The 23,781-nt window shown below is 69.3% G+C and carries 21 protein-coding genes; 9 read left to right on the forward strand and 12 right to left on the reverse strand.

Features of this window, described 5'->3' with window-relative positions; genetic code table 11:
* Positions 1-252 precede the first annotated feature (252 nt).
* The gene (gene eccD, locus J4E04_RS13810) at positions 253-1,731 is read left to right on the forward strand and encodes a type VII secretion integral membrane protein EccD (protein WP_490148825.1); all 1,479 of its coding nucleotides are present in this window, start codon (positions 253-255) and stop codon (positions 1,729-1,731) included.
* A 44-nt stretch (positions 1,732-1,775) separates the two neighbouring features.
* A complete protein-coding gene (gene mycP / locus J4E04_RS13815; protein WP_490148826.1) occupies positions 1,776-3,095 on the forward strand; it encodes a type VII secretion-associated serine protease mycosin in 1,320 nt (439 codons plus the stop codon).
* On the opposite strand, the gene eccB is transcribed toward mycP, so the two are convergent.
* On the reverse strand, positions 3,080-4,468 hold the full coding sequence (gene eccB, locus J4E04_RS13820; protein WP_490148827.1) for a type VII secretion protein EccB: 1,389 nt from the start codon (positions 4,466-4,468) through the stop codon (positions 3,080-3,082). The genes mycP and eccB overlap by 16 nt on opposite strands.
* A gap of 116 nt (positions 4,469-4,584) precedes the next feature.
* Here eccB and J4E04_RS13825 point away from each other — a divergent pair, with 116 nt between their 5' ends.
* Entirely contained in the window at positions 4,585-6,225 is a 1,641-nt protein-coding gene (locus J4E04_RS13825) for a type VII secretion protein EccE (RefSeq protein ID WP_490148828.1), read from the forward strand.
* On the opposite strand, the gene J4E04_RS13830 is transcribed toward J4E04_RS13825, so the two are convergent.
* The 11 genes from J4E04_RS13830 to J4E04_RS13880 all read right to left on the reverse strand — a co-directional run bounded on the left by J4E04_RS13830 (position 6,190) and on the right by J4E04_RS13880 (position 12,876).
* Positions 6,190-6,732, reverse strand: coding sequence for an NADPH-dependent FMN reductase (locus J4E04_RS13830; protein ID WP_222650297.1), 543 nt, complete (start codon positions 6,730-6,732; stop codon positions 6,190-6,192). The two genes, J4E04_RS13825 and J4E04_RS13830, sit on opposite strands and share 36 nt — an antisense overlap.
* Positions 6,733-6,743: 11 nt before the next feature.
* Positions 6,744-7,583 carry a tRNA pseudouridine(38-40) synthase TruA gene (gene truA / locus J4E04_RS13835; RefSeq protein WP_222628666.1) on the reverse strand — a complete coding sequence of 280 codons (840 nt, stop codon included), beginning with the start codon at positions 7,581-7,583 and terminating at the stop codon, positions 6,744-6,746.
* 62 nt (positions 7,584-7,645) lie between these two features.
* Positions 7,646-8,233 carry a 50S ribosomal protein L17 gene (gene rplQ / locus J4E04_RS13840; protein ID WP_027503821.1) on the reverse strand — a complete coding sequence of 196 codons (588 nt, stop codon included), beginning with the start codon at positions 8,231-8,233 and terminating at the stop codon, positions 7,646-7,648.
* Positions 8,234-8,272: 39 nt separating this feature from the next.
* Positions 8,273-9,334 (reverse strand): DNA-directed RNA polymerase subunit alpha, encoded by a 1,062-nt coding sequence (locus tag J4E04_RS13845; RefSeq protein ID WP_027503822.1) that lies wholly within the window; start codon positions 9,332-9,334, stop codon positions 8,273-8,275.
* A 114-nt stretch (positions 9,335-9,448) separates the two neighbouring features.
* Positions 9,449-10,054 (reverse strand): 30S ribosomal protein S4, encoded by a 606-nt coding sequence (gene rpsD, locus J4E04_RS13850; RefSeq protein WP_027503823.1) that lies wholly within the window; start codon positions 10,052-10,054, stop codon positions 9,449-9,451.
* A 20-nt stretch (positions 10,055-10,074) separates the two neighbouring features.
* Entirely contained in the window at positions 10,075-10,488 is a 414-nt protein-coding gene (gene rpsK / locus J4E04_RS13855) for a 30S ribosomal protein S11 (protein WP_027503824.1), read from the reverse strand.
* Positions 10,488-10,862, reverse strand: coding sequence for a 30S ribosomal protein S13 (gene rpsM / locus J4E04_RS13860; RefSeq protein ID WP_027503825.1), 375 nt, complete (start codon positions 10,860-10,862; stop codon positions 10,488-10,490). Before rpsM ends, rpsK begins: the two co-directional genes overlap by 1 nt.
* A 173-nt stretch (positions 10,863-11,035) precedes the next feature.
* Complete coding sequence (gene rpmJ, locus J4E04_RS13865) at positions 11,036-11,149, reverse strand: 50S ribosomal protein L36 (protein ID WP_009679193.1); 114 nt, start codon at positions 11,147-11,149, stop codon at positions 11,036-11,038.
* A gap of 99 nt (positions 11,150-11,248) precedes the next feature.
* Positions 11,249-11,470 (reverse strand): translation initiation factor IF-1, encoded by a 222-nt coding sequence (gene infA, locus J4E04_RS13870; RefSeq protein ID WP_005140011.1) that lies wholly within the window; start codon positions 11,468-11,470, stop codon positions 11,249-11,251.
* A 141-nt stretch (positions 11,471-11,611) separates the two neighbouring features.
* On the reverse strand, positions 11,612-12,031 hold the full coding sequence (locus J4E04_RS13875) for a VOC family protein (protein WP_490148829.1): 420 nt from the start codon (positions 12,029-12,031) through the stop codon (positions 11,612-11,614).
* Positions 12,028-12,876: a helix-turn-helix domain-containing protein gene (locus tag J4E04_RS13880; protein WP_490148830.1), complete on the reverse strand. Its 849-nt coding sequence runs from the start codon at positions 12,874-12,876 to the stop codon at positions 12,028-12,030. The genes J4E04_RS13875 and J4E04_RS13880 overlap by 4 nt, the downstream gene beginning before the upstream one ends.
* Positions 12,877-12,950: 74 nt before the next feature.
* Between J4E04_RS13880 and J4E04_RS13885 the strand changes: the two genes are divergently transcribed.
* From J4E04_RS13885 to J4E04_RS13910, 6 genes are read left to right on the forward strand one after another with little or no spacing between them, the layout of a single operon-like run.
* Positions 12,951-13,637, forward strand: coding sequence for a hypothetical protein (locus tag J4E04_RS13885; RefSeq protein WP_056442559.1), 687 nt, complete (start codon positions 12,951-12,953; stop codon positions 13,635-13,637).
* 3 nt (positions 13,638-13,640) lie between these two features.
* Positions 13,641-14,591 carry an ATP-binding cassette domain-containing protein gene (locus tag J4E04_RS13890; protein WP_490148831.1) on the forward strand — a complete coding sequence of 317 codons (951 nt, stop codon included), beginning with the start codon at positions 13,641-13,643 and terminating at the stop codon, positions 14,589-14,591.
* Entirely contained in the window at positions 14,588-15,367 is a 780-nt protein-coding gene (locus J4E04_RS13895) for an ABC transporter permease (protein ID WP_037183839.1), read from the forward strand. Before J4E04_RS13890 ends, J4E04_RS13895 begins: the two co-directional genes overlap by 4 nt.
* A complete protein-coding gene (locus J4E04_RS13900; protein ID WP_490148832.1) occupies positions 15,364-19,224 on the forward strand; it encodes an ABC transporter ATP-binding protein in 3,861 nt (1,286 codons plus the stop codon). The genes J4E04_RS13895 and J4E04_RS13900 overlap by 4 nt, the downstream gene beginning before the upstream one ends.
* 36 nt (positions 19,225-19,260) lie before the next feature.
* A complete protein-coding gene (locus J4E04_RS13905; RefSeq protein WP_490148833.1) occupies positions 19,261-23,055 on the forward strand; it encodes a multifunctional oxoglutarate decarboxylase/oxoglutarate dehydrogenase thiamine pyrophosphate-binding subunit/dihydrolipoyllysine-residue succinyltransferase subunit in 3,795 nt (1,264 codons plus the stop codon).
* 10 nt (positions 23,056-23,065) lie between these two features.
* Positions 23,066-23,776: an AAA family ATPase gene (locus tag J4E04_RS13910; protein ID WP_490148834.1), complete on the forward strand. Its 711-nt coding sequence runs from the start codon at positions 23,066-23,068 to the stop codon at positions 23,774-23,776.
* Positions 23,777-23,781: the final 5 nt, after the last annotated feature.

Below are 23,781 nucleotides of genomic sequence, written 5' to 3' on the forward strand. Positions count from 1 at the left end.
CGCGTGTCCACCGCCGTCGTGTACTCGCCCTCACGTCCGACCACCACGTCCACCCCCCAGTGGCTCGCCGCCCCGTTCGGCGAGTCGGGTCAGACCGTAGCGCCGGACGCCGACGACCGGGAGGGAAGACGACGAGGGTTGTGGACGAACCCTCGTGCCTGTGCATATCGCGAGGCGATGTCACCGAACTGACCTATAGTGCTCGCACGACCCGCGGTGCGACCGCGGGAAGAGAGTTCGGGGGGACTTTCGATGACCATCGCGCCGACCGCTGCGCCGCTGTCCACGACGCGCGAATCCGCGGTACGCCGGATCGAGCCGGCCGTGCTGCGCATCACCGTGATCACGGGGGACGTCGAGGTGGACGTCTCGGTTCCCGGCGGAGTCGCCGTCGCCGCGACGGTGCCCGCTCTGACGGCGCTGATCGACGAGCGCGCGGACTCGGATCGTTCGCCGGGCCCACGGTCGCTCTCGACGATGGTGGGAGTGCCGCTCGACGCGCGTCTCTCGTTGCTGGACAACGGTGTTCGGGACGGCGACGTGCTGGTTCTCCACCGCGGACGAGAGTCCTCACCGCCGGTCTTCGACGATCTGACGGAGGCGGTGGCCGTTCTCTGCAACGGCCACTCGTGGACCCGGTCCGACTCGGTCGTCGCAGCCACCGTCGTGTCGACGGCGGCACTGGCGACCGCGGGATGGACCGCGACGAGAACGAGCGGAGTCCCTGCGGCAGCGAGTCTCGCCGTCCTCGCGCTGCTCACCGTCGTGGCCGCGTGTGTGTGCACCGCGGCGCGCGTCCCCTCGGCCCTGAGCTTCGGTCTCAGGTCGACCGGGTGTCTCCTCGCGTTCGCCGCGGGCACGATGCTCGTTCCCGGCCAGGATGCCGCGGCCGACGCAGTGCTCGGATTCGCGCTGAGCGCGGCGGCGTCCGTCGTCACCTCGATGGTCGCCGGCCGCGAGGGACGCGCCACGTTCACCGCGGTGTCGACCGTGAGCCTCGTGGGCGCCGTCGCCGCTGCTGTCGAGGCGCTGAGCGACGTGCCCACCGTGACGATCGCGGCGGTCACCGCCGGCGTGTGCACCCTGGCGCTCACCCGCGCCCCGCGACTGTCGGCCGCACGAGCCGGAATACGCCTTCGCCCGGTACCACTCGCCGATGCCGGCGCTCGTCTCGACCACCCGGGACACGAGGGACCGCCGACGCGGCCGTCGGAAGCCGCCCTCGTCGCCGCACACGAGTCCGCTCTCGCCGACGTCGACGTCGTCGCGGAACGTGCTCGCACAGCTCAGCAGTACCTCACCGGCTACACGACGGGGTTGTCCCTGCTCGCCTCGATGGGGGCGATCGTCGTGGCCACGCACGACATCGCCGCGACCGTCGATCCGGGCAGACTCGCTGCCGCTGCCGCGATCGCCTCCGTCCTGTGCTGCCGGGGCCGCGTGGGTGTCGATCGTCTGCGCTGCGCCGTCGCTGTCACCGCGGGTGTCGCGGTCGTCCTCGTCGTCCTCGCAGTCGGTGCGTCCACACGTGCCGACCTGTGGCCGTGGTGGACCGGGGCTGCGGTGGCGGTCGGCGTCCTCGCGATCCTGATCGGTGTCGTCGCGCCGGGTCGGCGATTCTCCCCCGTCGCGCGCCGGGCGGCCGAACTGGCCGAACTGGCCGTCGTGGTCTCGATCGTTCCTCTCGTCTGTCTCGTCGTCGGGGCCTACTCGGCAGCGCGCGGCCTGTGACGGCTCAGCGACGACCAGGGGTGACCGCATGTCTCGTCGCAGCAATGGTCGTTCTGGCCCTGCCCACGACGGGTACGGCAGCCGCGGACACACCGTTGATCGATCCCGGACTGCTCCCCGAGCCGGCTGCCGCGGCCCCGTCCGAACCGACCGAGCAGCGCACCCGGTGCGCGGCCGTCTCCGAGGCGCCCGTGACGGCGGTGGTACCCGCGGCTCAGAGGACGCTCCGGTTCTCGGACGTGTGGAGCCTCACCCGAGGCGCCGGTCAGATCATCGCCGTCATCGACACCGGGGTCGCACCACATCCGCTCCTCCCGACTCTGCGCGCCGGCGGCGACTACGTCTCGACGGGCGACGGGCTCGAGGACTGCGATGCACACGGCACCGTCGTCGCCGGACTCATCGCTGCTCGGCCGGTCCCGGGATCCGGCTTCGCCGGCGGAGCGCCGGACGCCACGATCCTCTCGATTCGTCAGTCCAGTGCAGCCTTCGCCGCGACGTCCTCCGAGCGGGAGGCCGACGAGAACGGTTCCACCTCGGCGGGGTACGGCGACGTCGAGTCGATGGCCGCGGCGATCCGCACCGCTGTCGACGCGGGCGCGGACGTCGTCAACATCTCGGAGGTCGCCTGTGCGAGCGCTGGATCGTCGATGGGCGACGGCGCACTGGGAGCCGCCGTGCGGTACGCCGCGGTGGACAGGGATGCCGTGATCGTCACGGCTGCAGGGAATCTGGACGGCCGTCGGTGCCGGACGCAGAACGACCTCACCCGCGGCATCGACGGACGAGACACGGCGTTGCCGGTGACTCTCGCGTCGCCGGCGTGGTTCGACGAGTACGTCCTCACCGTGGGGTCGCTGGACCCGGACGGGCGGCCGTCGTCGTTCAGCTTGAACGGGCCGTGGGTCGACGTCGCGGCTCCGGGTACCGAGGTCACGTCCCTCGGTGCCACGGGTACCGGTCTGGCCGACGGCACCCTCGACGACGAGGGGCACCGAACAGCCTTCACGGGAACGAGTTTCGCCACACCGTTCGTCTCCGCGACGGCCGCCCTGGTGCGGGCGCGTCATCCGGAGCTGTCCGCGGCAGATGTCATCGACCGCATCGTGACGACGGCGCACTCACCGGCAGGTGACTGGGACTCGGCTGTCGGCCACGGCAGTCTGGATCCGGTGGCGGCGGTGACGGGCAGCGCGGTCGCACGGGGTGACGACGCGTCCGTGCGACTGCCCCCGCGCACGACACCGCCGGTCACCGACCGTCGCGACGCACTACTCGCCCTGGCGTCCTCCGTCGGGATCATGCTGCTCGTGTCCGGCGCACTGGCGGTACGCGCGGTGGTCCGGCGTCAGGACCCGTCGTGACCCACACGGGCCGCATCGACGGTCAGCGCCGGACCGGGCGGCAGCAGTCCCACGACGGGCCACGGCGCCAATGCCGGATCGCCGAGTCCGAGTGCCTCCGCGTCCTGCGTGAACGGGACGCCGAAGCGGCTTCCCGTGTCGGCGACGTAGAAGGCGGAATCGCGGCGCGGGTCGTCGGCGGCCTGCCCGGTGGTGGCGACGTACAGCCCGGACCCCGGTGCCACGAAGAAGGTGTCCAGCCCATCCCCTGCACCGTCCGCCCCGGCCAGCGCCACGGCGCGCGAGTCGGCAGTCGCACCGATCGTCATCCTCGTCTGCGCCCCGCGCCCCGTCGACTCGTCCGGCCCGACCCACTCCACGCAGGTGGCGTCGCCGCCCGTCACGATGATCGGTGGTCGCTCCGGAAACGTGTCGACCGCCAGAGGTGCAGCGGTTCTCGGAGCCCGAGCGATCACATCGGGCGGGACGGCGTCGACACCCACCCGGCCGGCCGAATCGGAGAAGCGCAGCAACTGCGCGGTGGCCGCTCCGATCGCCTGCACGCCGTCCTGCAGAACGACGTAGTGCTCGCTGCGATCCCCGAGATCGACTGTCACCACGGATCCGACGGGCCGACCCCCGATCGGGTACGGGGCAGCAGCGCCCGACCCGATCACTGCGGGGGTCACGATCTCCGGCGCTTCGGGCACCGCGTCGAAGAGCCCCGCCGACACCGGAGTGGGTACCGCGTCCTCCAGGCCGAGGGCTCGGGTCACGGCGGTGTTCTGCAGGTCCACCCGCGCGCGCACCTGTCCGTGCACCAGGTAGTCGACGCCGTCCCGACGCCACACCAGCGCGTCGTCGGGGTCGAGTGCGCGACGCGGTGCGACGGACTGCGTCCCCACCGGTTCGACGGTCACATCGGTCGTGCCGTTGTCCGACTCCTCGCACACGGACCAGACCATCGCACCGGTCGTGACCGGAAGCGCCTGCGGCGCACCGCCGATACCGATCGCGGCGCCTCGGGCGCGTCGAGCGATCTCGTCCGGACCGACCGCGGTGGGCTCGTCCGGCCGACCGACGAACAACCGGGCGGACGCCAGATCGGACGCGGGGTGGAGCGTGTCGTCCTCGAAGACGTACAGAGCGCCACTCTCGTCGTCCAGCACGATCACGGCATCACCGATACGTGCGGCCGGTCGGACGAAGGCGAGCGCGGCGCAACCGGCGAGGATCAGGACCGCCACGACGACGCCGACCGCGGAGGCCCGCGCCGTCGATCGCAGCGGTTCGTGCCGCATCGACGTGTCGCCCAGGACCAGTGCGTGATCGAGCCGTCTCACAGAGAACCGATGCGCACCGATCTGCCATCGCGTGGTCGGTGTTCCTGCCATCGATATCCCCTGCCCTCGGTGCCGCGGCGACGCGGCCCGGCCCCCCGCCGGACACGCCGAACCCGATGGAGGGGTCCCGCGTGAGGGCACAGTACATCGACCGCAGAGAAGGAGCCATGGTGTCCGAGACTCGCCCGGGGATGACGGCCGCACGCGACGTCGTGGTGTCGCAGGCAGTGGCGCTCGGCGTGGCCGTCGCGCTCACGACGTCGGGAGTGCCTGCACGATGGGCGATCACGGCCGCAGTGGTCGTCGTGATCGGACTCTGCCTCCCCCGGGACGGGCGTCCTGTCGTGGGTCACCTCTCGGCGTGGCCACGGCTTCTCGCGCATCGACCGGTACCCGCGCGCACGGTGCTGTCGTTCGATCGTCCCGGCGGTCCGATCGGTGTGGTGTGGAACGGATCCGACCTGACGATCGTCGCGGAACTCCACGTCGAACCGGCTGCGGCCGGATGGTCGACGGTCGGCTCACGCGGTGCGACACCCGACGCCGTGGTGCCGCTCCGCGACCTCGTCGACCGACTGTCGCAGGGCACGGACACGCCCACCCACCTGGGTGTCACCTCCGTCGGCACGCGTCCGGCACGGGGTCGCCGCGCCGCGGACTGCTACCTGTCCATGGCCGGACCGCTCGCGTCGGTGGCGCGGCGGCGAACCTTCCTCTCCCTCTCGACCGACGTCCACGAGGGTGAGACGGCCGCGGCGCGTCGGGGCGGAACTGCTGCTGGGTCGGTGCAGATGCTCGCCACGACCATGGCCCGACTGCAGCACGTCCTGCGCACCCACGGTCTCGTGGGCAGCCTTCTCACCTCCGATCAGATCCGTGCGGCGGATCTTCTGGTGACGAGTGGGGTTCCCCTCCGTCACGTCCGTCCGCAGTGGCGCTTCGCCCGGCTCGGCGGATCGACCTGGCGCTCACGGCGGCTCGCACCGTCCGCCTGGACCGCGGCGGCGGTCGACTCGATCGGCGATCACGACGCGGACGTCACGAGTCTCGCCGTCCGGGCGGCCCTCTCGACCACCACCGAAGCGACGGCGACCTACGGCTACCTGTCGGCCGAATCGCCGCAGCGCCGATCGATCCGGGTCGCGGGATCCAGCACGCTCGACGGCCTGCATCGACAGGGCCTGGAGGACGTCCTCGTGTCGACCGCCCGGCCGGCGACGCCCACGCACCCCGTCGAGGGAGCGCAGTGGAGCACCCTCGTGCTGCCGGTCGCGGGATGCGGTCAGGTCGTCGGTGTCGACTCCGACGGAACCACCGTCACCGCACGTGTGTTCGGGAAGGACGTCGACACCGTCGACGTCCACGGCGAGCTGTACGTGGTCCACCAGATCGTCTTCCGCGCCGTGGCCGTCGGTGCGGTGGTCCTGGTGATGACCGACCGACCCCATGCATGGCGCCATCTCGCCGTCGCGGTGGCGGATTCGGGCACCCTCTCGGTGGTGACTCCCGTGTCGGACGTCGAGTCCGGCACCGCGGTGGATCTGGTGGTCGCCGATCATGCCGGAGACAGACCGACTCCGGTACCGGGAACGGTGCTGCGGGTGAACCCTGCCTCGTCGACCGGCGGGACCGACATCGTGATCGACCAGTCCCCGGACGTCACCGACGAGGTGTCCCTGACGATGGCGTCGCAGAGCATCACCCTGCGGCTCGTCACCACCGCGGCCGAGACCGAGGCCATCGGTCGACCGCGGGGTCTCCCACGACCGGGCTCAGCCGCGCGGGTAGGGCTGACCTGCGCCCTCTGACCACCACAGCAACTGATCGATCATCCGCTGTGCGCCATCGATCGCGGCACCGTCGGACGTCTCACCGTGCGCGTCGAACGCCTTCTTCACTCGGGGGAACAGCACGGCGTCGCGCACGGATGCCATGTGCAGCTCCGCGACCACCTGGCGCAGCTGCTCCACAGCGCGCACTCCCCCGGCCGTGCCGCCGTAGGAGACGAAACCCACCGGCTTACCTCGCCATTCGAGCTTCACCGAGTCCAGTGCCAGCTTCAGCGATGCCGGGTAACCGTGGTTGTACTCGGGAGTGACGAGCACGAAGGCATCGCAGACGTCCACCCAGCGCGTCAGCTCGTCGACACCGGGGCCACCCGAGAGATCCATCGGCAGAACGACATCCGCGAGGTCGAGTACCCGGACCTCGAATCGCCCGTCCGCCGAGGCGCGGCGCACGAACCACTGAGCCACTGTGGGGCCGACACGCCCCGTCCGGACCGAGCCGATGATCACGCCGAGAACAGGAGCCATGCCTGAAGAGGCTAGCCGCAGCAGGCACCGGGCAACGATCGCGTGGCCCGGGTCGTGCGACTGCGATCGGCCAGCTCCGCATCGACCGGGTAGTCGACACGCACCAGCGACAGGCCGTGCGCCGGGGCCACGGTGATCGAACTCGACCTCGCACCGGCTCCCAGCAGGCCGCGTACCCACGTCAGGTCACGGCGTCCTTCGCCCACAGCCAGCATCGCCCCGACCAGGGAACGCACCATCGACCAGCAGAACGCGTCCGCGCTCACGTGCGCGGTGAGATCGTCTCCGTCCCGCACCCAGTCGAAGCGCTGCAGCTCCCGCACGGTGGTGGCACCGTCACGGCGCTTGCAGAAGGCGACGAAATCGTGGAGGCCGACGAGGGTCGACGACGCCTCCTGCATCGCCGCCACGTCGAGTGTGCGGGTCCACGGCACCACGAAACCCGCTCGGAGGGGCGGAGTTCCGTAGGGCGCGGTGGACAATCGATACTCGTAGTGCCGCCGCAGTGCGGAGAACCGGGCGTCGAAATCGTCGGACACGAACGTCACACGCAGGACGCGGACGTCCGTCGGCAGGAAACGCGCGAGTCGCCGCACCAGCAACGACGGGTCGGGTGCGCGGTCGGGATCGCGAGGATCGATGCGGGCCAACGCGGTTCGCGGCACGTCGACGTGGGCGACCTGGCCCTCGGCGTGCACGCCGGCATCCGTCCGCCCGGCCACGGTGAGCTCGAGTGGGGTACCGAAGATGGCGGACAGTCGCTGCTCGAGCACACCGCACACGGTCCGTTGGTCGCGTTGTCGAGCCCAGCCGGCGAAGGCAGTGCCGTCGTAGGCGACATCGAGACGCAAACGGGCGAGCCCGCCACCCCCGGAAGGGGTGACGGGCTCGCCCAGAGAGTCCGAGGACACTCTTACTTCTTGTCTGCCTCATCGGCGTTGGCCGCGTGAGCGTCCTCTGCCTCGACACCCTCGATGACAGCGTCTGCATTCTCGACCTGAGCGTCGGTTGCCTCGGCCTCGACGGCCTCGACGACGTTCTGATCGGATGCAGCCTCGTCAGCGGCGGTCTCGTCGTTCGTGGCGGCAGGCGCGGCCTGCGATGCCTGGACACGACGAGCACGGTCCGCCTCGTTGGACACCGTCTGCTCGCGAACGAGCTCGATGATGGCCTGAGGAGCGTTGTCACCCTTGCGGGGGACGGTCTTGATGATGCGGGTGTAGCCGCCTGCGCGCTCGGCGAAGTGCGGGCCGATCTCTGCGAACAGAGTGTGAACGACGTCCTTGTTGCGGATGTCCTTCATGACCTCACGACGGTGAGCCAGCGAGCCGGCCTTCGCGTGCGTGATGATCTTCTCGGCGTAGGGGCGGAGGCGCTTGGCCTTCGACTCCGTGGTGGTGATCCGTCCGTGCTCGAACAACGCCGTGGCCAGGTTGGCGAGAATCGCCTTCTGGTGCGACGCCGATCCGCCGAGACGGCGACCCTTGGTGGGCTTGGGCATGTCAATCTCTCCTGATCAAGAGCTCGGGACGCGAGTGCGTCAGAGCTGTTCGGTCTCGGCGTAGTCCTGCTCGGCGCCGTCGGCATCGCTCACGGCGGTGTCGGTGTCGCTCCAGGTACCGGTGGCGGCGTCGTATCCGGCGACAGTGCTCGGATCGAACGTCGCGGGGCTGTCCTTGAGCGAGAGGCCGAGCGAGTGCAGCTTGACCTTGACCTCGTCGATGGACTTCTGTCCGAAGTTACGGATGTCCAGCAGATCCGACTCGGTACGGCCGACCAGCTCGCCGACGGTGTGAACACCCTCGCGCTTGAGGCAGTTGTAGGACCGGACGGTGAGGTCCAGATCCTCGATCGGCAGACCGAAGGATGCGATGTGATCGGCCTCGGCGGGCGAGGGTCCGATCTCGATGCCTTCTGCTTCGACGTTGAGCTCACGGGCAAGCCCGAACAGCTCGACCAGGGTCTTGCCCGCCGAGGCGAGCGCGTCCCGCGCGGTGATGGAGTTCTTGGTCTCCACGTCGAGAACGAGCCGATCGAAGTCGGTGCGCTGCTCGACGCGGGTGGCCTCCACCTTGTAGGTCACCTTCAGCACGGGCGAGTAGATCGAGTCGACCGGGATACGGCCGATCTCGGCGCCCGACGCCTTGTTCTGAACAGCCGGAACGTATCCGCGGCCACGCTCGACGACGAGCTCGATCTCGAGCTTGCCCTTGTCGTTCAGGGTCGCGATGTGCAGATCCGGGTTGTTCACGGTGACGCCGGCCGGAGGAACGATGTCGCCTGCAGTGACAGTGCCGGGGCCCTGCTTGCGGACGTACATGGTGACCGGCTCGTCCTCTTCCGAGGACACGACGAGACCCTTGAGGTTCAGGATGATGTCAGTGACATCCTCCTTCACGCCGGGGACCGTGGTGAATTCGTGCAGAACGCCGTCGATACGGATGCTGGTGACAGCAGCGCCGGGGATCGACGAGAGAAGCGTGCGGCGAAGCGAGTTGCCGAGGGTGTACCCGAAGCCAGGCTCGAGGGGCTCGATGACGAACTTCGAGCGGTTGTCAGCGATGACCTCTTCGGTCAGCGTGGGTCGCTGAGAAATGAGCATTGATGTCCTCCTGGGAAGAGCGTCCGCTATTTGACGCTCGGGATGTGGCCTACGGCCCCGTGCGCCTTGTGCGTATCCGGAGATACGCAAAAGGCGCACGGGGCGCGAAGCGCCCTACTTCGAGTAGTACTCGACGATGAGCTGCTCGGTCAGCGGGATGTCGATCTGCGAACGCTCCGGCTCCTGGTGGACCAGGATGCGGAGACGGTTCGGAACGACCTGCAGCCAACCGGCAACGGGACGATCGCCGTAGGTCTCACGGGCGATCTGGAAAGGCAGCGTGCTCAGCGACTTCTCGCGGACGTCGATGATGTCGTACTGCGAGACGCGGTAGCTGGGGATGTCGACCTTCTTGTTGTTGACCAAGAAGTGGCCGTGCGTGACCAACTGGCGTGCCTGACGACGCGTGCGAGCGAGGCCCGCACGGTAGACGACGTTGTCGAGACGCGTCTCGAGGATGCGGAGCAGGTTCTCACCCGTCTTGCCCTTGAGGCGGTTCGCTTCCTTGTAGTACAGCGAGAACTGCTTCTCCATGACGCCGTAGGTGAAGCGTGCCTTCTGCTTCTCCTGCAGCTGGAGCAGGTACTCGCTCTCCTTGATACGCGCGCGGCCGTGCTGGCCGGGCGGGTACGGGCGACGCTCGAAGGCCTGGTCGCCTCCGACGAGGTCGACGCGCAGTCGACGCGACTTGCGGGTGATGGGTCCGGTATAACGAGCCATGTTCTGTTACTTCCTTCCCGCTAGACGCGACGGCGCTTGGGCGGACGGCAGCCGTTGTGCGGCTGGGGGGTGACATCGGAGATGGTGCCGACCTCGAGGCCTGCCGCCTGGAGCGAACGGATCGCGGTCTCGCGGCCGGAGCCGGGACCCTTCACGAAGACGTCGACCTTCTTGACGCCGTGCTCCTGCGCCTTGCGCGCGGCACTCTCGGCAGCGAGCTGAGCGGCGAACGGAGTCGACTTGCGCGAGCCCTTGAAGCCCACGTGGCCCGAGGACGCCCACGAGATGACGTTGCCCGACGGGTCGGTGATCGACACGATCGTGTTGTTGAACGTGCTCTTGATGTGAGCGCTGCCGTGCGGGACGTTCTTCTTGTCCCTGCGGCGCGTCTTCTGGGTCTTCTTCGGACCGGAGGTGCGTGACTTCGGGGGCATTACTTCGCCTTCTTCTTGCCGGCAATGGTGCGCTTCGGTCCCTTACGGGTGCGCGCATTGGTCTTCGTGCGCTGTCCACGGACGGGCAGACCACGACGGTGGCGAAGGCCCTGGTAGCAGCCGATCTCGATCTTGCGACGGATGTCGGCCTGCACCTCGCGGCGCAGGTCGCCCTCGACCTTGAGCGACTCCTCGATGTACTCGCGGAGCTTGGTCAGGTCCTCGTCGGTGAGGTCCTTGCTCCGGAGATCGGGGCTGACGCCCGTGGCGGAGAGAATCTCCTGCGAACGGGTACGGCCGATGCCGTAGATGTAGGTGAGTGCGATCTCCATGCGCTTCTCGCGCGGAAGATCCACACCGGCTAGACGTGCCATGTGGCGTTTTCCTTCATTCGTGCGGAGGTCTGCTCCCAGTCCGTCCCCATACATGTGGTGCTCGGGGCCCCGGCCTCCGCGGCCGGGGGTGTACTACCCGCGTGTGGGCAGCTGGTGCTGGGAGGTCTTCTTCTGGCATGTGGAGCCAAGTAGATCTTCGAGAGGGGGGTTGATCAGCCCTGACGCTGCTTGTGGCGCAGGTTGTCGCAGATCACCATGACCCGGCCGTTACGGCGGATCACTTTGCACTTCTCGCAGATCGGCTTGACGCTCGGCTTGACCTTCACGTCTGTTCGATCTCCTGGTCGCGTCCGAGGATCACGCGCGAACGCGTCGAACCTCGGACATGGTTGATCCCCGGCTCGCGAGGAACCGGGGACTCTTGACTACTTGTAGCGGTAGACGATCCGCCCGCGTGTCAGGTCGTAGGGAGACAGCTCGACCACGACGCGATCCTCGGGGAGGATGCGGATGTAGTGCTGCCGCATCTTGCCGCTGATGTGAGCGAGCACCTTGTGACCGTTCTCCAGCTCGATGCGAAACATCGCATTGGGCAGGGGTTCGACTACTCGGCCCTCGACCTCGATTGCGCCGTCCTTCTTTGCCATATCCTCCGCGATCCTGGTTTGCACACCTGATTGACGTCTCGTAACCACACTTCGTGCAGGCACGCGTGAACGCACCGACGTTCCATGTTACCGGGTCGGAGCGAGCAGGCCAAACCAGCCGTCCACAGGCGCGGAGCACCCTCAGCCCGAATGGCCCCGATAGGTGCCGAAGGACCAGTGCACTCCCTCGGGATCGAGGCAGGTGAAACCCTGGCCGCCGTAGTCCTCGTCGCGCTGGGGTTCCACGATACGGGCGCCGGCCTCGCGCGCGCGATCGTGCAGTCGCGTCAGTTCGTCCTGTCCCACGGCAACGTAGACGGCGCCGACTCCGGGCGGCAGGCCCGCGATGGTGCTGTCCGGTCGCGCCGAGCCGAGCATGACGGCTCCGCCGCCGGCGCGGACGAGCTCGGCGTGGTCGACGCGCTCCCCCTCGCCGTACACGGCGGCCTCGGTGAAGCCGAGGACGTCGACGAGGAAGGCGATCGCGGCACGCGCGTCGTCGTAGCGGAGTGCGGGCCAGACGACGGTCGGGGTGGTCTCGGTGTGCTGTGTCTCGGTCATGCCGTCGATCCTGTCGCCGCGGAGGTGCGCTCGTCTTGTACGGATGCGAACACCTCGTTCGCACGCCACACCGAGGGCGCCGATCCCGCCAGCGCGCGCCAGTCCCGTGCCATGTGTGCCTGGTCGAAGTAGCCGCAGACCGACGCCACCTCGGCGAGCCGAGGCGGTTCGGCCACCCGCAGCATCGCGTGCGCTCGGGCGAACCGCCCCAGCCGGACCGCGTCCCGCGGCGTGACGGCGTACTCGGAGGCGAACGCGGTCTCGAGGCGTCGACGGCTCCATCCGACCTCCGCGGCGACCTGCTCCACCGACATCGCGGTGGGACCGGTGGTCCGCGCCCACGCCCGCTCCAGCCGGGCATCCGGTTGCGGGGCCCGGCCCAGTCGCGCGCACAGCGTGCGGTCCAGCAGCGCGAATGCCTCACGCCATCCGGTCGCTGCGTGCACGCCGTCGAGAAGCCGAGCGGCATCGCGCCCGAACAGGTCCTCCAACGGCACGATGTACTGGCGCAACTCGGCGGGCGGGACGTGGAGCAGCGCGCGGCACCCCGCCGGCGTCACCGTGATCTGGACACCGCGCTGCTCGCCGTCGTGCTCGATCACGACGGGTTCGGTCCCCAGACCCGACGCGAGGGCACCGAACTCCCCCGGCCGCTGATCCGCCATCGCGGTGCGGGAGATCGTGAGCGGTGGCCCGATCGGCAGAATGATCGTCAGGTCGACGGACGGCATGCCGACGTGCGAGCCCGGCGCGAAGCCGGAGAGGCGGTACCCATCGTAGCGACGCACGAGGCCGCGGAGGGCCCGCGACGGCACCGCGGTCGCGCCGTCCGACACGGCTGTCATGGGCACACGGTAGAACGGTACGAGCGAGGCCGCACGGCATTCGTGCACACGCTGCGGACGAGGAGGACCGATCGATGGCCGAGGATCCAGGACGCGTCGAGAAGGCGTTGGTGTCGATCCTCGACAACGGGAGCCGACTGCAGGGCCCCGCCGTCGAGAAGTACGTCTGGCGAATTCGCCGCGCGCATCCCACCGAGTCGCCGGCGCAGATCATCGGTCGCCTGGAGAAGACGTTTCTGAACGCCGTGACGGGAAGCGGCGGGGCTGCCGGGGCCACCGCCGCGGTGCCCGGCATCGGCACCGTCGCGTCGGTCGCTGCCGTCGGCACCGAGACGGCCTTCTTCGTCGAGGCCTCCGCACTGCTCACCCTGTCGGTGGCCGCTGTCCACGGCATCGCCGTGCACGACCACGAACAGCGGCGTGCGCTGGTGCTGGCGGTCGCTCTCGGTGAGTCCGGCCGGGAGATCGTCGGCAGGACACTGGGCCGCGGCAACGTGGGCCGCGTGCTCACCGCCGGGATCCCCGGCGCGAACCTCGGCAGTCTGAACAAGCGGCTCGTCCGCAAGTTCGTCGCCAAGTACGCCGCGAAGCGAGGGGCGGTCATGCTCGGCACGCTGCTGCCCGCGGGCATCGGAGCCGTCATCGGCGGAGCCGGCAACCGCGCCTTGGGCAAAGGCGTCGTCACCAATGCACGCGACGCCTTCGGGCCGCCGCCGGCGCGGTGGCAGGACGCACCGGGCGTCGTCGAGCCGGACGCCTGACGCGTGCACGTCACCACCGAGACGAGCCCCGGACACGCGCTCGAGGCGCGTGACCTCACCAAGACGTACGGAACAGCGGTCGCCGCCGCGCGGATCGGGTTCGTCGTACCGCGCGGATCGGTGACCGGGTTGTTCGGACCCGTCGGTTCCGGCACGTCGACCACGCTGCGAATGCTCCTCGGGCTCGTGCAGCCCGACGAGGGTGCGGCGCTGGTGGAGGGCCTGCCGTACGCGGCACTCGTCGAGCCGGGCCGCACCGTCGGTGCCGTGCTCGGCGGCGGCGGCGCGCACCCCCGCCGCACGGCGCGCGCACACCTGCGCACCCTCGCGCCCGTCCTCGGTGTCGCCGACTCCCGTGTGGAGGAGGTGCTCGCACTCGTCGGTCTGCACGACGTCGCCGGTCGCCGCGTCGGCGAGTTCTCTCTCGGGATGCGGCAGCGCCTCGCGCTCGCGGCGGCACTGCTCGGCACACCTCCCATCCTCGTGCTGGACGAGCCGACCGACGGTCTCGACCCCGGCGGCATCGTGTGGCTCCGCGACTTCCTGCTCGGATTCGCTCGTGCGGGCGGCTCCGTTCTGGTGTCCGGCCACGTCGTTCGCGAGCTCGAGGCGGTCGTCGACCACGTCGTGATCCTCGACCGCGGCTCGGTCGTCTTCCACGGCAGTATCGGTGAGCTCCGCGGTACCCGTCCCGCCCGCATCCTGGTGCACAGTTCGAACCCCGCCGCCCTGGCACTGGGCCTCGCCGCGTCCGGCCACACCGACGCCGTGCTGGGTCCCGACGGCCGACTCGTGGTCACCGGTGTCGGCGAGGCCGTGATCCGGTCGACGGCGCACGCGTCCGGGGTGACCGTCCACGGAACCGTGGTGTCCGCCGTGGACCTCGAGCAGATCTACCTGTCCCTCACGACCCCGGTCGGTCCGCATCCAGCCCTCACCGGAGCTCGGCGATGAGCCCCACGGCAGGCGGTCTGCTCCGAGCGGAGATCCGCCGGGTCGGATCCTTGCGGTCGTGGTGGGCACTGGGTCTACCGCCCGTGCTGATCGGCGGATTCGCCAGCGCCGTGTACGCCGCCATCGCGTCGTCGGACGCGCTCACCGGCGTCGACGACGCCAATCGCGTCGCCGCTCTCATCGGGTTGTACGTCACCGTGGGCGTGTCGGTGCTGTTCGCCGCCGTGTTCGGCGCGGTGCACGCCGCGACCGACCTGCGCCACGGCGCCGCGTCCACGACCTTCCTCGCCGCGCCGCGTCGCGGTCAGGTGGTGGCCGCCAGGATTCTCGTCTCGGCCGCCGTCGGTGCCGCGTACGCCGTGGTGTCCGTCCTCGTCAGCGTGGCGTCGCTCGCACTGTTCGGGGGCAACACAGTGGTGGACGACGGACTGGTGATCGCGGTCTGTCTTCTCGGCATCGTCGTCTCCGCGCTGTGGTGTGTCCTCGGCTGCGGCCTCGGGCTGCTCACCGGCTCCCCTGCCATCGCGGCGATCGTCGTGGTCGCGTGGCTACCGATCGGAGAGCTCGTCGTGATCGCGGTGCTCAGCGGCATCGGCGCGGAGGCGGTCGCCGCCCTGCTCCCCGGAGCCACCACCGTCGCGATCATGGCGGCGGACAAGGGGACGGACGGCGACATGCTGCTTCCGTTCTCCGCTGCCGTCATCGGACTGCTGCTGTGGACCATCGGCATCGCCGGAGCCGGGTGGCTGCGCACCACTCGCCGAGACGTGACGTGAGCACTCCCGATTCGCGAGGGTGGATCCGCAGGCTGGCGTCGGACTGCTTCGCTCATCGCCGCGTCGCGGTGGGCGCACTCGCGGTGACCTTCGTGGCCGCTGCCATCGACATCATGTTCCCCCTCCTCACCCGCGCCGCCGTCGACGGCGCGTCGGCCAGCCGCACCGACCACATCGCCACCATCGCCGCGGCCATCGCCGGACTGGCCGTCGTCCGCTTCGCGTGCCAGTTCGGGCGGCGCCTCCTCGCCGGCGCCCTGTCAATCGACGTGCAACACGGACTGCGCCAACGCCTGCTCGCGTCGCTGCACCGCCTCGACGGCGAGCGGCAGGACGAGGTGCAGGTCGGTCAGGTGGTGTCGCGCTCGATCACCGACCTGCAGCTGGTGCAGGGTCTGCTCGCCATGGTCCCGTTGTCGGCGGGCGCCCTGCTGCAGTTCGTCCTGGCTCTCGGCGTGATGGCGTACCTGTCGCCGCTGCTCACCCTGGTGGCGCTCGCCGTCGTACCGGCCATCAGCGTGCTGGTCGTCCGCATGCGCCCCACGCTGTACGCGGCCACCTGGTCGGCCCAGCAGCAGGCCGCGGAACTGGCCGGGCACGTGGAGGAGACGGTCACCGGTGTGCGCGTGGTCAAGGGCTTCGGCCAGGAATCGCGTGCCGTGGACACGCTGGAGCGCATCGGCCGGCGGCTGTACGCCGAGCGCCTGCGCGCCGCCGTCGTGAACTCCCGATTCGCCCCCGGCATGGCGGCGCTGCCGCAGCTCGGTCTGGTGGGTGTGGTGGCCCTGGGTGGGTGGTTGGCTCTGTCCGGTTCCATCACCGTCGGCACGTTCCTGGCCTTCGCGAGTTACGTCGCCACGATGGCCGCCGTGACCCGGACACTCACGTCCGTCGTGGTCATGGCCCAGCTGTCCCGTGCCGCGGTCGAACGGGTGTACGGCGTCATCGACACCCGGCCGGCGCACGAGGAACCCGAGAATCCGGTACCGATCCCGGACGGACCGCTGGGGCTGCGTCTGCGCGACGTCCGATTCGGTTTCGACCCCGACGCCCCCGTGCTCGACGGACTGGACCTCACGGTCGCGCCGGGCGAGACGGTGGCGGTGGTGGGCCCCTCCGGCAGCGGCAAGTCGACCCTGTCCATGCTGCTGCCGCGGTTCTACCGACCGTCGTCGGGCAGCATCGTGCTCACGTCCGAGAACGGCGACGTCGACATCGCCGACCTGTCCGCCGACGACCTCCGCGCGGCGGTGTCGGTCGCGTTCGACGATCCGTTCCTGTTCTCCTCCAGCGTCGCGCGCAACATCGCCCTCGGTGCCCCCGACGCGTCGGAGGCGAGTGTCCGCGACGCGGCCACGCGCGCCATGGCCGACGACTTCGTCCGCGACCTGTCCGACGGTTACGACACCACGGTGGGTGAGCGGGGGCTCTCGCTGTCCGGTGGCCAACGCCAACGCATCGCGCTCGCGCGGGTCCTGCTGTCCTCCCCGCGCGTCCTGGTCCTCGACGACGCCACCTCGGCCGTCGATGCCCGCACGGAGGCAGCGATCTTCGACCGGCTGCGTTCCGGTCCACGCCGGACGACGGTGGTGCTCGCGCACCGCCGGTCGACGCTCGCGCTGGCCGATCGCGTCGCCGTCCTGGACCGGGGGCGCATCGTCGACATCGGCACCGAGGCCGAACTCGACGAGCGTTGCCCCCTGTTCCGCGCGCTGATGTCCGGCGCAGGCGAGAAGTCCGAGCCGGCGCAGGACGACGTGTCCGCCGACTCGCTGTGGCCGGACGACGGCGACTCCACCGAGTTCGCGTCCTCACCCGCCTCCCGCGCGAGCGCGGACGGCGCGGCTGCCGGCGGCCCTCCCGGCCCGGGCGGTCACATGGCGTCGTCACTCGGCGGCGCCGTGCCCACCGAGGCCATGACCGAGATCCTGACCCGACTCGCCCCGGCCGACGAGGACCCGCGCGTCGACACCGCGACGGCTCGGCGGGACGAGTCGACGTTCACCCTGCGGCGCACCCTCGCCCCCGTCGCCGGACTGCTCGCGGTGGTCATGGTCTGCCTGGCGTTCGACTCGGCCGTCACCATCGCCTTCCCGTCGATCGTGCGGTTCGCCGTCGACCACGGTGTCGCCGAGAGGTCCACCGGAATCCTCGCGGCGGTGTCGGGCATCGCGCTGGCGCTGGTGATCGTCGACTGGCTCGTGGTCCGCACCATGACGGTGGTGACCGCGCGGGCCGGTGAGCGCGTGCTCTTCGGGCTCCGCGTCCGCAGCTACGCGCACCTGCAGCGTCTCGGCCTCGACTACTACGAGCGAGAACTGTCCGGCCGGATCATGACCCGCATGACGACCGACGTGGACGCGTTGTCGGCGTTCATGCAGACGGGTCTCTCGACGGCCGTCGTCAGCCTCCTGACGATCGTCGGCGTGTCGGCCGCCTTGATCCTCACCGACGGCGTCCTCGCCGCGGTGGCCCTGTCGGTCGTCCCGATCCTGGTGGTGGCGACGCTGGTGTTCCGCCGCATCTCCGCTCGCGCGTACTCGACGTCACGCGAGCGCATCTCGGCCGTCAACGCGGAGTTCCAGGAGAACGTCACCGGACTACGGGTCACGCAGGCGTACCGGCATCAGACGGCTGCGGCACGCTCGTTCCTCGCCCGCTCCGAGTCGTACCGCCGCAGCCGGATGCGGTCGCAGCGGGCCATCTCGGTGTTCTTCCCGTTCATCGCGTTCCTGTCGGACCTCGCCCTCGCCGCCGTGGTCCTCGTCGGTGCGTACCGCGTGGCCGACGGGCGCACCTCGGCCGGCGCCCTCGTCGCCTTCGTGCTGTACCTGGGTCTGCTCTTCGGCCCCATCCAACAGTTGTCCCAGGTGTTCGACGGCTATCAGCAGGCGTCCGTGGGTCTCACTCGCATCGGTGACCTGTTGCGCACCCGCAGCTCGATCGAGCAGGCCGGGTCGTCGACGCCGGTCGCGGTCCCACCGCGACTGCGCGGCGACATCGCGCTGAAGGACGTCACCTTCCGCTACGCCGGGGCTCCGCGGGATGCGCTGACGTCGGTCGACCTGCACGTTCCGGCGGGATCGACGGTGGCACTGGTGGGTCGCACCGGCGCCGGCAAGTCGACCATCGTGAAGTTGATGGCGCGGTTCTACGACCCGACCACCGGGGACGTCGTCGTGGACGACGTGCCCGTGCGGTCGTACCCGCTCGGCGACTACCGCCGACGTCTGGGAGTCGTTCCGCAGGAGGCGCATCTCTTCAGCGGCACCATCGCTTCCAACATCGCTTTCGGGCGTCCGGACGCGACGCGCGCCGACATCGAGAGCGCGGCCCGCGCCGTGGGGGCACTGCCCGCCATCGCCACACTCCCTCTCGGCATGGCGACGCCCGTCGGAGAACGTGGCCGCGGCCTCGCGGCGGGAACCCGGCAATTACTGGCGCTGGCGCGCGCCGAGCTGGTCGATCCCGACATCCTGTTGCTCGACGAGGCGACGGCGACCCTGGACCCGGCGACGGAACGAGCCGTCCTGGACGCCGGCCGCACCGTGACCACCCGTCGGACATCGGTGATCGTGGCGCACCGCCTCGCGACCGCCGCGCGGGCCGATCTCGTCGTGGTGGTCGACGACGGGCGCATCGTGGAGAGCGGAACCCACGAGAACCTGGTGCGCTCGGACGGTTTCTACGCCGAACTCTGGGAAACCACCGAGGGACGTACCACGGCTGCGAGTGGCGCGGGTCACGCACCCGGCGACGGCACGACCACGCCACACACCGGTGAAGCCGATCACAAGGGTGATCCGGACACACGGCCGCGGACCGAAAGGTCTAACCTTGATCGTGCCGTGCGCTGAGCGAGAACGAAGAAGGAAACGAGGCGAACACCTGCCGTGAGCAGCAGCTCTACAACACAGTTCGGACAGAATCAGTGGTTGGTCGACGAAATGTACCAGCGTTTCAAGACCGATCCGTCGTCGGTCGACGAGAGCTGGCACGAGTTCCTCGCCGACTACACGCCCGAGCAGAACGGTAGCGGCGATCCCGCCACCGACACCGAGACCACCACAGCCGCACCCGCTTCCGCGAAGGCAGCTGCGCCGAAGGCGGACAAGCCTGCTGCGCCGAAGGCGGAGAAGCCTGCCGCGCCGAAGGCCGACAAGCCGGCAGCCGCGAAGACCGACAAGCCGGCACCGAAGGCGGAGACCAAGCCCGTGACCACAGCTGCCCCCGCGAAGTCGACCGCCGCCGCCGGGCCGGCAGAGAAGAAGTCCGCGGCCGTGCCGCCCGCACAGCCGGAGTCGGACGCGCCGAAGGAGGACACGACCAAGGTGCTCCGCGGCGCCTCGGCCGCGGTCGCCAAGAACATGGCCGCCTCGTTGCAGATCCCGACGGCCACCAGCGTGCGCGCCATCCCCGCGAAGCTGATGATCGACAACCGTCTCGTGATCAACAACCACCTCGCGCGCACCCGCGGTGGCAAGATCTCGTTCACTCACCTGCTCGGCTACGCCATCGTGCAGGCGGTCAAGTCGTTCCCCAACATGAACCGGCACTTCGCCGAGATCGACGGCAAGCCCAACGCGGTCACCCCCGCGCACACCAACCTCGGCCTCGCCATCGACCTGCCGGGCAAGGACGGTTCGCGGTCACTCGTCGTCGCCGCGATCAAGGGGTGCGAGGAGTTCACGTTCAACCAGTTCCACACTGCCTACGAGGACATCGTCCGTCGTGCGCGCGACGGCAAGCTCACCGCCGCCGACTTCAGCGGCGTCACGATCTCGCTGACCAACCCGGGCACCATCGGCACCGTGCACTCGGTTCCACGTCTGATGAACGGCCAGGGCACCATCATCGGCGCCGGCGCCATGGAGTACCCCGCCGAGTTCCAGGGCTCCAGCGAGGAGCGCATCGCCGAGATGGGCGTCGGCAAGCTGATGACGCTCACCTCGACGTACGACCACCGCCTCATCCAGGGTGCGGAGTCGGGCGACTTCCTTCGCACGATCCACAACCTGCTGATCAGCGACGAGTTCTACGACCAGATCTTCCACGGTCTGGCCATCCCGTACGAGCCGATCCGCTGGCGTCGTGACCTGCCCGCCGGCGGCGTCGACAAGAACACGCGCGTCCTCGAGCTCATCGCGGCCTACCGGAACCGTGGCCACCTCATGGCCGACACGGATCCGTTGATGTTCACCAAGGACAAGTTCCGGATGCACCCGGACCTCGACGTGATCAGCCACGACCTGACGTTGTGGGACCTCGACCGCGAGTTCCAGGTCGGCGGCTTCCACGGCCAGGACAAGATGAAGCTGCGCGACGTGCTCAGCGTGCTGCGCGACTCCTACTGCCGGCACGCCGCCATCGAGTACACGCACATCCTCGAGACCGACCAGGTGGCGTGGCTCCAGGAGCGCGTCGAGGCCAAGCACGTCAAGCCGACGGTCGCTCAGCAGAAGTACATCCTGAGCAAGCTCAACGCGGCCGAGGCGTTCGAGACGTTCCTGCAGACGAAGTACGTCGGACAGAAGCGCTTCTCGCTCGAGGGCGCGGAGTCCGTCATCCCGATGATGGACTCGGTCATCGACCAGTCCGCCGAGCACGCCCTCGACGAGGTCGTCATCGGCATGCCGCACCGTGGACGCCTGAACGTGCTCGCCAACATCGTCGGCAAGCCGTACTCGAAGATCTTCACCGAGTTCGAGGGCAACATGAACCCGGCCGCCGCACACGGGTCGGGCGACGTGAAGTACCACCTCGGTGCCGAGGGCAACTACATCCAGATGTTCGGCGAGAACGACATCAAGGTGTCGCTCACGGCCAACCCCTCGCACCTCGAGGCGGTCGACCCGGTCCTCGAGGGCCTGGTCCGCGCCAAGCAGGACATGCTGAACAAGGGCGACTCGTCCGACGGCTTCTCCGTCCTGCCGCTCATGCTGCACGGCGACGCGGCCTTCGCGGGCCAGGGCGTGGTGGCGGAGACGCTGAACCTCGCGCTGCTGCGCGGGTACCGCACCGGCGGCACCGTGCACATCGTCGTCAACAACCAGGTCGGCTTCACGACGGCGCCGGAGCACTCGCGCTCCAGCGAGTACTGCACCGACGTCGCGAAGATGATCGGCGCACCGATCTTCCACGTGAACGGCGACGACCCGGAGGCGTGCGCCTGGGTGGCTCGACTGGCGGTCGACTTCCGTCAGAAGTTCCACAAGGACGTCGTCATCGACATGATCTGCTACCGCCGTCGCGGCCACAACGAGGGTGACGATCCCTCGATGACGCAGCCGGCGATGTACGACGTGATCGACACCAAGCGCAGCGTCCGCAAGAGCTACACCGAGTCGCTCATCGGTCGTGGCGACATCAGCCTCAAGGAGGCCGAGGACGCACTCCGCGACTACCAGGGCCAGCTCGAACGCGTCTTCAACGAGGTGCGCGAACTCGAGAAGTACACCCCGGAGCCGAGCGAGTCCGTCGAGCTCGACCAGCAGCTGCCCGCCAAGCTCACCACCGCGGTCGACAAGTCGGTTCTGCACCGTATCGGCGACGCGTTCGTCAACGTCCCGGACGGTTTCACCGTGCACCCGCGCGTGCAGCCCGTCCTCGACAAGCGTCGCGAGATGGCCTACGAGGGCAAGGTCGACTGGGCGTTCGGCGAGCTGCTCGCACTCGGCACGCTGATCGACGAGGGCAAGCTCGTGCGCATGTCCGGGCAGGACACCCGTCGCGGCACGTTCACGCAGCGGCACTCGGTCATCATCGATCGCAAGACCGGTGAGGAGTACACGCCGCTGCACAACCTCGGCAGCGACGATCCGGGCAAGTTCCTGGTCTACGACTCCGCGCTGAGCGAGTACGCGGCGGTCGGCTTCGAGTACGGCTACTCCGTGGGCAACCCGGACGCGCTGGTGCTGTGGGAGGCGCAGTTCGGCGACTTCGTCAACGGTGCCCAGTCCATCATCGACGAGTTCATCTCGTCCGGTGAGGCCAAGTGGGGACAGCTCTCCGACGTCGTGTTGCTGCTGCCGCACGGCCACGAGGGCCAGGGCCCCGACCACACCTCGGGACGCATCGAGCGGTTCCTGCAGCTGTGCGCCGAGGGATCGATGACGGTCGCGGTGCCGTCCACGCCGGCGAACTACTTCCACCTGCTGCGTCGTCACGCACGTGACGGCATCCAGCGGCCCCTGGTCGTGTTCACCCCGAAGTCGATGCTGCGCAACAAGGCTGCGGTCAGCAACATCGAGGACTTCACCGACGGCAAGTTCCACTCCGTCTTCGACGAGCCCACCTACGACTCGGGCGACGGTGACCGCAAGAAGGTCGAGCGGGTGCTCATGGTCAGCGGCAAGCTGTACTACGAGCTGCTCGCCTTCAAGCAGAAGAACAAGCGGGACGACGTCGCCATCGTGCGGGTCGAGCAGCTCTACCCGATCCCGAGCCGCCGCATCGCGGAGGCGCTGGACGGCTACCCCAACGCCACCGAGTACCGGTGGGTCCAGGAGGAGCCGGCCAACCAGGGTGCGTGGCCGACGTTCGGTCTCGCGTTCCCGGATCTGCTGCCCGAGCGTCTGTCCGGCATCAAGCGCGTCTCGCGGCGTCCGATGTCCGCACCGTCGTCGGGTTCGAGCAAGGTCCACGCGGTCGAGCAGGCCGAGATCATCGACACGGCCTTCAACGGGTGACCGTTCACCTGTGACGCTGCCACTGAGCCGGGTCGAGTTCACTCCACGGAGGGGATTCGACCCGGCTTCGTGGTATCTGCAGGTACCCGTGGTCGCCGAGATCGCGCGCACCGGGCTCGACTTCGACAGTCCCGTGACCGTGATCGTCGGGGAGAACGGAACCGGGAAGTCGACGCTGATGGAGGCGCTGGCCGCGTGCTGGGCCTTCGGTCTCGGTGCGGCCGACGCGATGTGGTCACCCGGCGGCGGGGCGCAGGACACCGACCTGCACAAGCACCTGACGTGCCACGGTGCCCGACCGCGGCCGCAGGGCGGGTGTTTCCTGCGCGCCGAGACGATGCACGGATTGTTCGAGTCCGCGGACGCACGGCGAGTCCGCGACACCGACGTCGTCTACAACGCGCTGTCCCACGGACAGTCGTTTCTGCCCTATGTCGCGAATCGCCCTGTCGCAGTCGGACTCTGGTTGATGGACGAGCCCGAGGCGGCCTTGTCGTTCCAGTCGTGTCTGGCGTTGATCTCGGTGATGAAGGAACTGGTCGAGGAGGGCTCACAGATCGTGATGGCGACGCACTCGCCGGTGCTCGCGGCCATGCCGGGTGCACGCCTGCTCGAACTCGGCGAGGACGGTCTGTCGTCCACGACGTGGGAGGAGGCGCAGGTCGTCCGGGACTGGTCGGCGTTCTTCGACGCCCCCGACCGGTTCCTGCGCCACCTCTGACACGA

This window comes from Rhodococcus sp. NFXS4, assembly GCF_058139645.1.